Genomic DNA, 13,161 nt, shown 5'->3' on the forward strand with positions numbered 1-13,161 from the left:
GAGGGCTGGTCCGCTGAGTTGGCCGCCACCGACTACTCCTCGAACGAAGCCGCCGTGCAGCGTACTGAACAGGCGGGATTTACTGTCGGAGAAGATTTTTCACTTGCTGACCGCGAGACCGGCAGCCCAGCCTCGATGGCAGCCCGGCGAGCGCAGGCACAATCGCTGGCCACCGGTGTTCGGACCCGCGTCGGTGAACTGATCGCCGCCGACCACCAGGTCGCAGGCAAGATAGTGGCAGCGGCGGATGGACTTGGCGGCACCGCCTTCACCGATACCACCCCGCCGGACAGCACCAAGCCGACCATCCAGATGGTCGACGACCACACCGTCAACGAAGACGGCCGTGAGCCGCCTCCTCAGCCACCGGCATGGGGCTTGCCTCCGGAGGTGTGCAGCCGCCGGTCGACGGCCCGCTCACGCCAGGACCGGACTGGGAGCGCCATGAGCGTCGTTCGCGTCAACTTCCTTCCCGAGTTCTATCTCGGTGACGACGCAATGCTGATGACCTGGGACGGCAGCGGCGTCGACAAGGTGAAAGACGCTGTGGAAGAGGCGAGGAACAACCGCTCGTCGTGCTTTCTCCACGATGGCGTCGCGCAGGAGTTCCACATCGAACCGGGCGCAGCCACTGTCGACCTGAGTCCTACCCGAGTGGTGTGGCGGCTGGATCAAGCCAAAGCGGCTGAGATTTCAGAGGATTTGGTCGCGCTCAGCCCCCTGAGAGGCAGCGGGAGAACCGCGGGCCACTTCTATGTCGACATCACCAGTCCCGCAGAGACTCTCGTCATATCTCGCGACGAATACACCGACGTCGTCTATCCGTGGGTGTCGCCAGAGTTAGGCGCAATTACTGCAGCTCCGCCTTCCGAATTCCCTCATCTCGACCGCCTTGACGCGCGACGAGAGGTCACCATGGCATTCGCCGGGTTTCGCTGGCTCCCAAAGGGCATGAAAACGGCTCCCGGAGTTGCCTCCGGGAGCCGTTTTACCTGGTAGCGGGGACAGGATTCGAACCTGCGACCTCTGGGTTATGAGCCCAGCGAGCTACCGAGCTGCTCCACCCCGCGTTGGTGAACACAACGTTACCCAATGGCTTCGAATGCATCCAAATCGCGTGCTCAGCGACGGTGCCGCGCCCCATAAGCGCACCGGGAAGCCGCTGATCTGCACGGTTTGCATCCCGCGGCGATACCCGACAGGCTCGGTACAGACATGACTAGAACTTCCACGACCCGAGCCACGACAGCGATCCTCCTGGCCGCGCTCAGCGTCAGCGTGGCGGCCTGCGACAGCCAGAGTGGCGTTCCGGGCGCCACGTCCAGCGCGCCTGCCGTCCTTGCGCCGATAGCCACCACCTCGACCACCACCAAAGCCACCGCCTCGTCGGCGGCTGGCGCTGCCCCATCGGTCGACTTCACCCGCCTTCTTCTCCAGGCGCGCGACATCTCGACGGCCGAGGACTCCTACACCGCCCAGCCCGCGACGGCGAACCCCGACGGCCGGCCAGGCGCCGAGGTGCTTCTGGTCAACCAGGACCAGACCAAGGCCGTCGACATCCTCATTGCGGGACTTCCCGACCCGGCCACCGCCCCCGCGGCCCTGCAGGAAGCCCAGGTGAACCTCGCCAACACGGTGACCGGCGGTCAACCCCAACCCTCACCGGTGGGCGCAGGCGGAACGATGGTGTCCGGAACCTCGCCCGACGGCAAGAAGTCGGTGACCGTCCTGCTGTTCACCGAGGGAGCGGCACTGGCGCGCGTCGAATTCGACGGTGTGCCAGGCCAGCCCGCGTCGAGCGCGTTCGTGACCGACACCGGCCAGAAGCAGGACATCGCGCTGCGCGTCGGACTGGGTGCTCCAGCGACAACCGGGGGATGACATCGGGCACCCCGAGGCAGCGATCACCGTGAAAGTGCGTGAGACGCCGGCTACTTCGTCGCGTCGTACTTGTTCATCGCGTCGTCGAGTCGCTGCAGCGCGGACCCGTACTGGGCGAAGTTGCCGCTTCGCTGCGCGTCCTTGACCGCCGTCAGCGCCGACTCCAACTCCTGCAGCGCGGCCGCCTTGGCCGGGGACAGCGCCACGTTGCCCGGCTGCGGCACCACCGCCACCGGTGGTGTCGGTACCTCGGCGACGTTGGCCGGCGGAGGCGCGGCACCCGGACGCGCGTCCGGTGGCTGGACGGAACCCGGGCCGCTGGCCGGGGCCGGACCCGTCGCCGTGGCACCCGCACCGGCCCCGAAGATGCCGTCCAGGGCGGTGCTGACCGTCGGCCCGTAGCCGACCTTGTCGTTGTACATCATCGCCACGCGGATCAGACGCGGGTAGGACGATGCAGCGTCACTGGCCCCGGGCGAGGCATACACCGGCGAGACGTAGATCAGTCCGCCCTGCCCCACCGGCAGCGTGAGCAGATTGCCCCAGCGGATCCGGTTCTGGTTGTCCCGGCCGATCACGCCGAGGTCCTGGCTGACCGCGGTGTCGGTACTGATCGCGTTGAACGCCAGTTTCGGGCCGTTGACCTGACCCGGGATGGTCAGCACCGTGATCTTGCCGTAGGTGTCGGGATCAGAACTGGCGCTGATGTAGGCCGCCAGGAAGTCCCGTCGGAACCGGTTCATCGCACTGGTCAGCTGGAACGACGCCGAATTATCGTTGCGCGCAAGGTCTTTGGCGACGATATAATAGGGCGGCTGGTAGCTGCTGGCCGTCGGGTTCGGATCCAGCGGCACATCCCAGAAATCCGAAGTCGAGAAGAACGTCACCGGGTCGTCGACGTGGTACTTGGCCAGCAGCATACGCTGCACCTTGAACAGGTCCTCCGGATAACGCAGGTGCGCAGCCAGATCCGGCGAGATGTCGCTCTTGGGCTTGACCGTGCCCGGGAACACCTCCATCCAGGCCTGCAGCACCGGGTCCTTCTCGTCCTGTGCATACAGCGTGACCGTGCCGTCGTAGGCGTCGACGGTGGCCTTCACCGAGTTGCGGATGTAGGACACCTGCTTGTCCGGTGCCAGCCGGTTGACCGCGACCTCGTTGGAGTCCGCGGTGGCCGACGACAGCGACGTCAACTCCGAGTACGGGTAGTTGTCCAGGGTGGTGTAGCCGTCGATGACCCACACCATTTTCTTGTTGACGATCGCCGGGTACACGGTGCTGTCGGTGGTCAGCCACGGCGCCACCGCCTCCACCCGCTTCGCGGGATCACGGTTGAACAGGATCTTGCTGTTCTCCCCGATCACGTTGGAGAACAAGAAGTTCCGCTCGGCGAACTTCGCGGCGAACACCGTGCGGGCCAGCCAGTTGCCCACCGGCACACCACCGGTGCCGGCGTAGGTGTAGTTCTTCGTCTCGGTGTTGGTCTCGTAGTCGTATTCGCGGTCGGCGCCGTTCTTGCCGACGATCGCGTAGTCGGCCGCGGTGTTGGCGATGACCGGGCCGAAGTAGACCCGCGGCTGGTCCAGCGGCGCGGGACCGGGCGAGATGACGCTGCCGTTGGCGCCGACGACGCTGGCCAGGAACTCCGGATAGCCACCGTTCTGGTTGGGGTCGTTGGCAATTCCGCGCACGGTGTTGGCCGGCGAGGCGATGAAGCCGTTGCCGTGGGTGTAGACGGTGTGCCGGTTGATCCAGTCGCGCTGGTTGTCGATCAGCCGGTCCGGGTTGAGTTCTCGTGCGGCGACGACATAGTCGCGCAGGCTGCCATCCGCGCTCTGGTAGCGGTCGATCGACAGCTGGTCCGGGAAGTAGTAGAAGTTCTTGCCCTGCTGGAACTGGGTGAAGGCCGGGCTGATGATGGTCGGGTCGAGCACCCGGATGTTGGAGGTCGTAGCGCGGTCGGCGGCCACCTGCTGGGCGGTGGTCGGCGCGGTACCGCTGTAATCGCGGTAGGTGACCGATTCGTTGGTCAGCCCGTACGCCTGTCTGGTAGCGGCGATGCTGCGGCTGATGTATTCGCTTTCCTTCTGCGCCGCGTTGGGTTTGACGCTGATCTGCTCGACGATCAACGGCCAGCCCGCACCCACGATCAATGAGCTCAACAGCAGCAGCACCAGGCCGATCGCCGGAATTCGCAGATCCCGCAGGAACAGTGCGGAAAACACCGCCGCCGCGCAGATCAGTGCGATCGCCATCAGGATCAGCTTGGCCGGCAGCACCGCGTTGATGTCGGTGTAGCCCGCCCCGGTGAACGGCTTGCCGCCACGGGTGTGGCTGAGCAGCTCATAGCGGTCGAACCAATAGGCGACAGCCTTGAGTAATACCAGAACCCCGACCAGCGCCACCAGCTGGATACGGGCCGGACGGCTCAGCACACCGGTACGCCCGGACAGCCGGATACCACCGAAGATGTAGTGACTGACCAGATTGGCCAGGAACGCCAGAAAGACCGCCACGAACAGGAACGAGAGCGCCAGCTGGTAGAACGGCAGATCGAAGGCGTAGAACCCGAGGTCCTTGCCGAACTGCGGGTCGGTGACGCCGAAGTCGCCGCCGTGCAAGAACAGCTGCACCCGTGACCAGTAGCTCTGCGCGACGATGCCGGTCAGCACGCCGATGACCACCGGCACCCCGACCCCGAACATCCGCAGCCGCGCCACGACCGCCGTGCGGTAGCGCGCCACCGGATCGTTGGGTCCGGTGCTCGGAACGAACACCGGGCGGGTGCGGTAGGCCGGCGCGAGGCCGGCGAAGACGATGGCCCCCACGAGCAGACCGGCGACCAGGAACACCACGAGGCGGGTGACCAGCACCGTGGTGAACACCGAGCGGTAACCCAGCTCGCCGAACCACAGCCAGTCCACATAGGCGTCGATCAGCCGCGGGCCCACCAGCAGCAAAACCACCACCGCGAGGGCGACCCCGATGAGTATCCGGCTACGGCGGGTCAGCGTCGGCATCCTGGCGGCGGGCCGCATACTCACGTGTCAGGCTCCTGATTCGTGTCGAGCGGAAGTTCGGCCACAACTCTACGCATCACCGCGGCCGGACCGATTTCCAGCAACGTGCTAGCACCCGGGCGGACCGCCGCCTGAAGTCAGCGTGTGCAGCGACTCCACCGCCCCGGACAGGGTGTCGACCTTGACCAGCTCCATCGAGTCGTCACGCATCGACTTGGCCTCGTCACAGTTGTCGGCCGGCACCAGGAACACCGTCGCACCGGCCTCCTGCGCGGCCATCATCTTGTGGGTGATACCGCCGATCGGCCCGACTTTGCCGTCCTCGCTGATGGTTCCGGTGCCCGCGACGAACTTCGACCCGTTGAGGTCACCGGTGGTCAGCTTGTCGATGACGGCCAGGCTGAACATCAGCCCCGCCGACGGGCCGCCGATGTTAGCCAGGTTGAAGTCGATGGTGAACGGCGCCCACGGGGCGTTGAGGACGGCCACGCCGAGGTAACCGTAGTCCCGGTCGGAGTTGTCGCCCAGGGTAATGCGTGCGGTTCCGGGCGGGGCGTTCTTGCGGCGGTAGCCGATGACGATCTCCTGGCCCGGTTTGGTGGCCTTCAGCAGGGAGGTGAACGCCTCGACATTGGCCACGGGGGTGCCGTTGACGGCGTCGATGGCGTCGCCGACCTGCAGCTTGCCCGCCGACGGGCCGGGGTCGTTGACCTTCTCCACCCGCACGGCGTCGGGGTACTTGAGGTAGCCCAGCGCGGCGTACTCAGCGCTGAACTCCGACTGCTTGAAGTCGGCGTTCTGCGATTTCTCGACATCCTCGCGGGACTTCTCCGGCGGGAAGATCAGGTCGCGGGGCACCAGCTGCTCGCGGCCCGAGGCCCACAGCGTCAGCGCCTGGCCCAGCGTCAGCCCGTCGCGTTGGGCCACCGTCGTCATGTTCAGATGCCCGGAGGTGGGGTGGGTCTGGATGCCGTCGATGGCCACCACCTGCTTGCCGTCCACCTCGCCGAGGGTGTCGAATGTCGGGCCGGGCCCCAGCGACACGTAGGGGACCGTCACGACCGCCAGCAGCACGCCGAAGACCACGATCGGCACCAGGGCCGCCATCAGCGTCAGAATCCGCCTGTTCACGCCGCCAAGACTAGACGGACCGCTTCAGTGGCCCGGTTCACTGACAGCTGATCTCCCAGTGCCCGAGCGCGCACCCGGGGTGAGTACGGTTGAGGTATGGCTGACCTGCCCTTCGGCTTCTCCGCCGGCGACGACCCCGACCGCGACGAGCCGAAGAAGGACCGTGACCCCGGCGCCAACGACCCGTTCGGGTTCGGCGGCGGCAACTTCAACGCGGGCGACCTCGGTCAGATCTTCACCCAGCTCGGCCAGATGTTCACCGGCGCGGGCTCCGCCGTGGCCGGCGGCGGCTCGGGTCCGGTGAACTACGACCTGGCCCGCCAGCTGGCGTCGAACTCGATCGGATTCGTCGCGCCGATCCCGGCCGGCACCGCCTCGGCCGTCGCCGACGCCGTGCACCTCGCCGACACCTGGCTCGACGGCGCCACCGCGCTGCCCGCCGGCGCGGTCAAGGCCGTCGCCTGGACGCCCAACGAGTGGGTCGACAACACCCTGGACACCTGGAAACGGCTGTGCGACCCGATGGCCGAGCAGATCTCCTCGGTCTGGGTCTCGGCACTGCCCGAGGAGGCCAAGGCGATCGCCGGGCCGCTGATGGCGATGATGACCCAGATGGGCGGCATGGCGTTCGGCTCGCAGCTGGGCCAGGCGCTGGGCAAGCTGTCCCGTGAGGTCCTGACGTCGACCGACATCGGCCTGCCGTTGGGCCCCAAGGGTGTGGCCGCGCTGCTGCCGCAGGCGATCGAGGAGCTCTCGGAGGGGCTCGAGCAGCCGCGCAGCGAGGTCATGACCTTCCTGGCCGCCCGCGAGGCGGCACATCACCGGCTGTTCAGCCACGTGCCGTGGTTGTCGAGCCAGCTGCTCAACGCCGTCGAGTCCTACGCCCGCGGCATGAAGATCGACATGAGCGGGATCGAGGAACTGGCACAGGGTTTCAACCCCGCCTCGCTGGCTGACCCGGCGGCGATGGAACAGCTGCTCAGCCAGGGCATGTTCGAACCGAAGGCCACCCCCGAGCAGACCGCTGCCCTGGAGCGCCTGGAGACCATGCTGGCCCTCGTCGAGGGCTGGGTGCAGACCGTGGTCAGCGCCGCACTCGGTGACCGCATCCCGGGCACCGCGGCGCTCTCGGAGATGCAGCGGCGCCGGCGGGCCAGCGCCGGGCCGGCCGAGCAGACCTTCGCCACCCTGGTGGGCTTGGAACTGCGCCCGCGCAAGATGCGCGAGGCCGCCGCGTTGTGGGAGCGGTTGACCCAGGCCGCCGGCATCGACACCCGCGACGCGGTATGGCAGCACCCCGACCTGCTGCCCCGCTCGGGGGACCTCGACGATCCGGCGGCGTTCATCGACCGGGTAATCGGCGGCGACACCAGCGCGCTGGATATCGACGCGGCGATCGAGGAGTTCCAGAGGCAGACAGAGTCCGGGGAGGACGACAGCAAGCCCAACTCCGGGGATGGGCCTGTGGATAGCTGAACCCTCGCGCGACGCCCCGATGCGACGCTCGCTGTCGTGAGTCGGCTCTATGCGCTCGACCCGGCGATGCCGGTACTGCTACGACCCGACGGCGCGGTGCAGGTCGGCTGGAACCCGCGGCGCGCCGTCCTGGTCCATCCACCCGACGGGGTGACGCCGGTGGGACTGGCCGCCGTGCTGCGCGGGATGCAGGTTCCGACGGGCCTGGATGCGTTGCAGCGGCTGGCCGGCGCCCATGGACTGCACGACCCGTCGGCACTCGACGACATGCTCGCGGCGCTGGTGGCCGCCGGCGTGGTGCACCGCCGCACCCGTGCGGCCACACCGCGCGCCCTGTCGATCCGGGTGCACGGCACTGGTCCGCTGTCGGATCTGCTGCTCGACGCGCTGCGGTGTTCCGGAGCGCGGGTGGCGCACAGCAGCCACGCCAACGCCGTCGTCTCCAGCTCCGGCGTCGACATGGTGGTGCTCTCTGACTATCTGGTGGTCGACCCGCGGCTGCTGCGCGACCTGCATGCCGTCGGTGTGCCGCACCTGCCGGTGCGGGTGCGTGACGGCACCGGCCTGGTGGGCCCGTTGGTGATTCCCGGGGTGACGAGCTGTCTGGCGTGCGCCGATCTGCACCGGGTCGACCGGGATGCCGCCTGGCCCGCGGTGGCCGCCCAGCTTCGCGACGTGATCGGATGCGCCGACCGGCCGACAGTGCTGGGCACCGCCGCGGTGGCGCTGGGCCAGCTGCAGCGCATCATCACCGCGGTGCGCGGCCCGGATGCGCCCGGCGCGCCGCCATCCACCCTCAACACCACGTTGGAAGTCGACGTGAGCAGGAACACAATCCTGGCCCGTCGCTGGTCGCGGCATCCCCGCTGCCATTGCTGACATCGGCGGTTGCCGCGGTGGCGGTGTCGGGGATGATGGTGGAGTGGCTGACATCAAGCGCGGGCGAGCCGCCCGCAACGCGAAGCTGGCCAGCATCCCGGCCGGCTTCGTGGGCAGGGCTGCGCTGGGCTTCGGAAAACGGCTGACCGGAAAGTCGCGGGACGAGGTCAACGCCGAGCTGATGGAGAAGGCCGCCAATCAGTTGTTCTCCGTCCTGGGCGAGCTCAAGGGCGGCGCGATGAAGGTCGGCCAGGCGCTGTCGGTGATGGAGGCTGCCGTCCCCGAAGAGTTCGGCGAGCCCTACCGCGAGGCGCTGACCAAGCTTCAGAAGGACGCCCCACCGCTGCCCGCGGCCAAGGTGCACCGGGTGCTCGACGGCCAGCTGGGCACCAAGTGGCGCACCCGGTTCAGTTCCTTCGACGACCAGCCGGTGGCCTCGGCCAGCATCGGCCAGGTGCACCGGGCGGTGTGGCACGACGGCCGCGACGTCGCGGTCAAGATCCAGTACCCGGGCGCCGACGAGGCGCTGCGCGCCGACCTCAAGACCATGCAGCGCATGGTCAGCGTGTTCAAGCAGCTCTCCCCTGGTGCCGACGTCCGGGGTGTGGTCGACGAATTGATCGAGCGCACCGAGATGGAGCTGGACTACCGGTTGGAGGCCGAGAACCAGCGCGCCTTCGCCAAGGCCTACGCCGGTGATCCGCATTTCCTGGTGCCGCACGTGGTGGCGAGTTCACCGAAGGTGATGATCACCGACTGGACCGACGGCGTGCCGATGGCCCAGATCATCCGCTCGGGCACGGTCGATCAGCGAGACCTATGCGGCACAAGGCTTCTCGAGTTGACGTTCGGCGCCCCGGCGCGGGTCGGGATGATGCACGGGGATGCCCACCCCGGCAACTTCATGCTCCTCGACGACGGCCGGATGGCCGTGATCGACTTCGGCGCGGTGGCCCCGCTGCCCGACGGGCTGCCGGTCGAGCTCGGGATGATCATCCGGCTGGCCCGCGACAAGAACTACGACCTGCTGCTGCCGACCATGGAGAAGGTGGGCTTCATCCAGAAAGGCGAGCAGGTGCCGCCCAAGGAGATCGACGACATGCTGCGCCAGTACGTCGAGCCGATCCAGGTCGAGGTCTTCCACTACACCCGCAAATGGCTGCAGAAGATGGCCGCGGTCAACATGTCCGGCTCGGTGGAGCAGATCAAGACGGCGCGGCAGATGGATCTGCCTGCCAAGCTGGCGATGCCGCTGCGGGTGATCGCCTCGATCGTGGCGATCTCGGCGCAGCTCGACGCGCACGTGCCGGTGCGGGCATTGGCCGAGCAGCTGATCCCCGGCTTCGCCGAACCCGAACCCGTGCACTGACGGGCCCGGATCCGGCGGGGACTGCCTAGGCTGCGATCGCGTCCTTACGGGGACGGCCCCGCGGGCGCTTGCGCGCCACCACGGTGCCGCGTTCGACAATCTCGCCGCCCCAAACGCCCCACGGCTCACCGCGATCCAATGCGGCGGCAAGACATTGCCGGCGGATCGGGCATTGCCCGCAGAGCACCTTGGCGCGCTCGAGGTCGACGGGGCTTTGAGCGAACCACAGGTCGGGGTCTCCGACGTGGCACGGCAACACCGGCAGTTTTTCCTTTCGGACTGTCAGTGCCGACATGTCCGTTCACCTGCTTCCTGGTCGTGTCGCTTACGTATCTCTTCTTCGGATCCGGACCAGGAGTCTTGGGGAAAACTACGGCCACGGATCCTTTGACTTCGGGTCCGTGGCCAGTGGCTGTGTCTGGGAGCTTTCCTAGATGAAGCTCCTGTCCACGGACGCGAGGGTCGGGGCGGCGTTGGCGCGACGCTTGCGCTGGGCCGCCGCGGCGGCGTGGGCCGCCACGATGGCGCGGAGGGTCCACGCGCGATGCACCATGCCAGCTACGCCGTTGTCACCGGTGTAGATGTCCATCGTTCGACCCTCCTCTCATCACGTCGCCTGCGAGCCATCGATCGGCGCAGGATTACGCTCCCGAGGCTAGAACCTACACGATTTCGCCACAAGCGATTTTCTGACCAGGGCTTTGCCGCGGGAAACATGCGTCGGCGCACGCACCACGATTGGGGGTCTCGCGCTTTGGCGGGGTCCCCCGAACGCCGCTCCCCGCAGCGGGGCTGACAAACCGTAACCGGGTCGACACGGTCACGGTGTCGGGCGATCCGAAGTTCGAGGAGAAGTTGGTCGATGTCGTTCGGTGCCCGACCTGATCGCCTCCGTCCAGGAGCACATCGACACTGTCAGCTAATTGAGGGACACACCACTGGTGCCACGGCTCAGATAACCCTGCCTGGAAACCCGGTCAACGCTGTTGGCGAGTTCCCGACAGTCGGCGCCCAGGCGCCCGAATTCAGCCTCACCGGCACCGGCCTCGGTGACGTCACCAAGACGGACAGTTCGCCGGAAAGGCATTGGTGCTCAACATCTTTCCGACCGTCTACACCGCGGTCTGCGCCACCAGCGTGCGGACGTTCAACGAGTGCGCCGCGGCCACCGGTGTACTGCGAGGGCATCGAGAACGTCGTCTCGGCGTCGGCCTTCCGCAGCAGCTTCGACGAGGATGAGCTGCTGATCAATTCGCCGATGCTGCCCAAACTGGTGAAGGCATTAGCTATTGGCGGGCGCGCACCAGGTCGAGCACGTCGGGCCCGAACTGTTCGAGCTTGCGCGCACCGATACCCGGAATCGCGACCAGCGCGGCGTCGTCGGTGGGCAGTGACTCCGCGATGGCGATCAGCGTGTTGTCGGTGAACACCACGTAGGCGGGCACTTTCAACTCCTTGGCGACCCGCAGCCGCCAGTCCTTGAGCTGAGCCAGCAGTTCGTCGTCGATATCCACCGAGCAGGATTCGCAGCGGCGCAACATGATTGCCGGTGGCGTGCTCAGCACGGCGTTGCAGACCCGGCAGCGGGGGGTGGCACCGCGTTGGCGGCGCGGCTTGTTCGGCGTCGGCTCGGCCCGGGTCTGCGGGGCGATGCCGTTGAGGAACCGCGACGGCCGGCGGCCCTGCCGACCACCCGGCGCGCGAGCCAGCGCCCAGCTGAGCTCTAAATGCGTTCGCGCCCTGGTGATTCCGACATAGAGGAGCCGACGCTCCTCCTCCACCGCCTCACTGTCCGGGCCGTGGGCCAGGGCATGCGAGATCGGTAGGGTGCCGTCGGCGAGCCCGACGAGGAACACCGCATCCCACTCCAGACCTTTGGCCGCGTGCAGCGAGGCCAGGGCGACGCCCTGTACCACCGGTGGGTGGCGGGCGTCGGCGCGCAACCGCAACTCGGCCATCAACGACGGCAGGTCCAACTGCGGGCGGGCGGCCACCTCGTCGTCGACCAACTCGGCCAGCGCCGTCAACGCCTCCCAGCGTTCCCGCGCCTTGGTGCCCTGCGGTGGCTCGGCGGTCAAACCCAGCGGCTCCAGCACGGCGCGCACAGTCTCCGGCAATTCCCCTTGGGCGCCTCGCTCCGCCGCGCGCTGCAACGCCACCAGCGACTGCCGGATCTCCTGGCGGCTGAAGAACCCCTCCCCGCCGCGCACCTGGAACGGGATGCCGGCTTCGGTGAGCGCCTCCTCGTAGACCTCGGACTGGGCGTTGATGCGGTAGAGGACCGCGATTTCGGCTGGGGCCGTTCCGGATTCGATGAGCCGCTTGATGGAGCGGGCCACCGTGGCGGCCTCGGCGACCTCGTCGGGGTGCTCGTGGAAGGTGGGTGACGGGCCTGCCGGACGCTGCCCGACCAGGTGCAGCTTGCTGCCGGCCATCCGGCCGCGCGCGGCGGCGATGACCTGGTTGGCCAGCGACACCACCTGCGGGGTGGAGCGGTAGTCGCGTTCCAGGCGAACCACCGTCGCGTCGGGAAAGCGCCGGGAGAAGTCGAGCAGGTAGCGCGGTGAGGCCCCGGTGAACGAGTAGATGGTCTGGTTGGCATCTCCGACGACGGTCAGGTCGTCCCGGTCACCCAGCCATGCGCCGAGCACCCGCTGCTGCAGTGGGGTGACGTCCTGGTATTCGTCGACCACGAAGCAGCGGTAGCGGCCGCGGAACTCCTCGGCCACCGCCGGGTCGTTCTCGATGGCGGCCGCGGTGTGCAGCAGCAGGTCGTCGAAGTCCAGCAGCGCGATGCCGTCGCGGTTGGCTTTCAGCTTCTCGTAGCCGGCGTACACGGCGGCCACCTTCTCGGCGTCCAGGGGGATGTCGCGGCTGGCCTCCGCCACCGCCGCGCCGTAGCCCTCCGGGCTGATCAACGAGGCTTTGGCCCATTCGATCTCGCCGGCGAGGTCGCGCACGTTTTCCGTGCTGACCTGCAACCGGGCGCGGTTGGCCGCCTGGGCGACGACGGCGAACTTGGTGTCCAGCAGCTGCCAGCCGGTGTCGCCCACCACCCGCGGCCAGAAATAGTGCAGTTGTCGGCGCGCGGCGGCGTGGAACGTCAGCGCCTGCACCGACCCGACACCGGCGCCGGCGTCCATCGCGCGCAGGCGGGCGCGCATCTCCCCCGCCGCCCGCGAGGTGAACGTGACGGCCAGCACCTGCCCAGCGGCGACGTGGCCATTGGCCACCAGGTGCGCGATGCGATGGGTGATGGTGCGGGTTTTGCCGGTGCCTGCGCCAGCCAGCACGCACAACGGCCCCCGCGCGGCCAGCACGGCTTCGCGCTGCTCGTCGTCCAGGCCGGTCAGTTGGTCCACGATCGCCGGCATGGCGTCCATCTTGTCAGGGGGTGGCGACAAT

Annotated in this window: 10 protein-coding genes and 1 tRNA gene; 5 read left to right on the forward strand and 6 right to left on the reverse strand. The window is 67.8% G+C overall.

The annotated features are described in order from the left end of the window. Positions 1-18: 18 nt before the first annotated feature. Positions 19-999 (forward strand): hypothetical protein, encoded by a 981-nt coding sequence (locus K9U37_RS18340; protein WP_243072909.1) that lies wholly within the window; start codon positions 19-21, stop codon positions 997-999. On the opposite strand, the gene K9U37_RS18345 is transcribed toward K9U37_RS18340, so the two are convergent. Next, positions 994-1,070: transfer RNA gene (locus tag K9U37_RS18345), tRNA-Met, on the reverse strand. The genes K9U37_RS18340 and K9U37_RS18345 overlap by 6 nt on opposite strands. Before the next feature lie 145 nt (positions 1,071-1,215). Between K9U37_RS18345 and K9U37_RS20625 the strand changes: the two genes are divergently transcribed. Further along, positions 1,216-1,881 carry a hypothetical protein gene (locus tag K9U37_RS20625; RefSeq protein WP_372489537.1) on the forward strand — a complete coding sequence of 222 codons (666 nt, stop codon included), beginning with the start codon at positions 1,216-1,218 and terminating at the stop codon, positions 1,879-1,881. A gap of 50 nt (positions 1,882-1,931) precedes the next feature. Here the strand turns inward: K9U37_RS20625 and K9U37_RS18355 are convergent, their stop codons facing one another. Both K9U37_RS18355 and K9U37_RS18360 read right to left on the reverse strand, forming a co-directional pair. Then, a complete protein-coding gene (locus K9U37_RS18355) occupies positions 1,932-4,925 on the reverse strand; it encodes a UPF0182 family protein (protein WP_243072910.1) in 2,994 nt (997 codons plus the stop codon). 84 nt (positions 4,926-5,009) lie between these two features. Continuing rightward, positions 5,010-6,032, reverse strand: coding sequence for a YlbL family protein (locus tag K9U37_RS18360; RefSeq protein ID WP_243072911.1), 1,023 nt, complete (start codon positions 6,030-6,032; stop codon positions 5,010-5,012). A 96-nt stretch (positions 6,033-6,128) separates the two neighbouring features. On the opposite strand from K9U37_RS18360, the gene K9U37_RS18365 reads away from it, so the two are divergent. The 3 genes from K9U37_RS18365 to K9U37_RS18375 all read left to right on the forward strand — a co-directional run bounded on the left by K9U37_RS18365 (position 6,129) and on the right by K9U37_RS18375 (position 9,756). Then, positions 6,129-7,508 carry a zinc-dependent metalloprotease gene (locus K9U37_RS18365; RefSeq protein WP_243072912.1) on the forward strand — a complete coding sequence of 460 codons (1,380 nt, stop codon included), beginning with the start codon at positions 6,129-6,131 and terminating at the stop codon, positions 7,506-7,508. A gap of 66 nt (positions 7,509-7,574) precedes the next feature. Next, positions 7,575-8,387, forward strand: a complete 813-nt coding sequence (locus K9U37_RS18370) for a bacteriocin biosynthesis cyclodehydratase domain-containing protein (protein WP_243073452.1) — start codon at positions 7,575-7,577, stop codon at positions 8,385-8,387. 1 nt (position 8,388) lies between these two features. After that, positions 8,389-9,756, forward strand: a complete 1,368-nt coding sequence (locus K9U37_RS18375) for a macrolide-binding ATPase MABP-1 (protein WP_243073453.1) — start codon at positions 8,389-8,391, stop codon at positions 9,754-9,756. Positions 9,757-9,781: 25 nt separating this feature from the next. Here the strand turns inward: K9U37_RS18375 and K9U37_RS18380 are convergent, their stop codons facing one another. The 3 genes from K9U37_RS18380 to K9U37_RS18395 all read right to left on the reverse strand — a co-directional run bounded on the left by K9U37_RS18380 (position 9,782) and on the right by K9U37_RS18395 (position 13,130). Further along, complete coding sequence (locus K9U37_RS18380) at positions 9,782-10,051, reverse strand: WhiB family transcriptional regulator (protein ID WP_243072913.1); 270 nt, start codon at positions 10,049-10,051, stop codon at positions 9,782-9,784. 135 nt (positions 10,052-10,186) lie between these two features. After that, positions 10,187-10,345 (reverse strand): hypothetical protein, encoded by a 159-nt coding sequence (locus K9U37_RS18385; RefSeq protein WP_243072914.1) that lies wholly within the window; start codon positions 10,343-10,345, stop codon positions 10,187-10,189. Positions 10,346-11,042: 697 nt separating this feature from the next. Continuing rightward, entirely contained in the window at positions 11,043-13,130 is a 2,088-nt protein-coding gene (locus K9U37_RS18395) for an ATP-dependent DNA helicase UvrD2 (RefSeq protein WP_243072915.1), read from the reverse strand. Positions 13,131-13,161: the final 31 nt, after the last annotated feature.

Origin of the sequence: Candidatus Mycolicibacterium alkanivorans, from assembly GCF_022760805.1 — a bacterium.
GTDB classification, from domain to species: Bacteria; Actinomycetota; Actinomycetes; order Mycobacteriales; family Mycobacteriaceae; genus Mycobacterium; species Mycobacterium alkanivorans.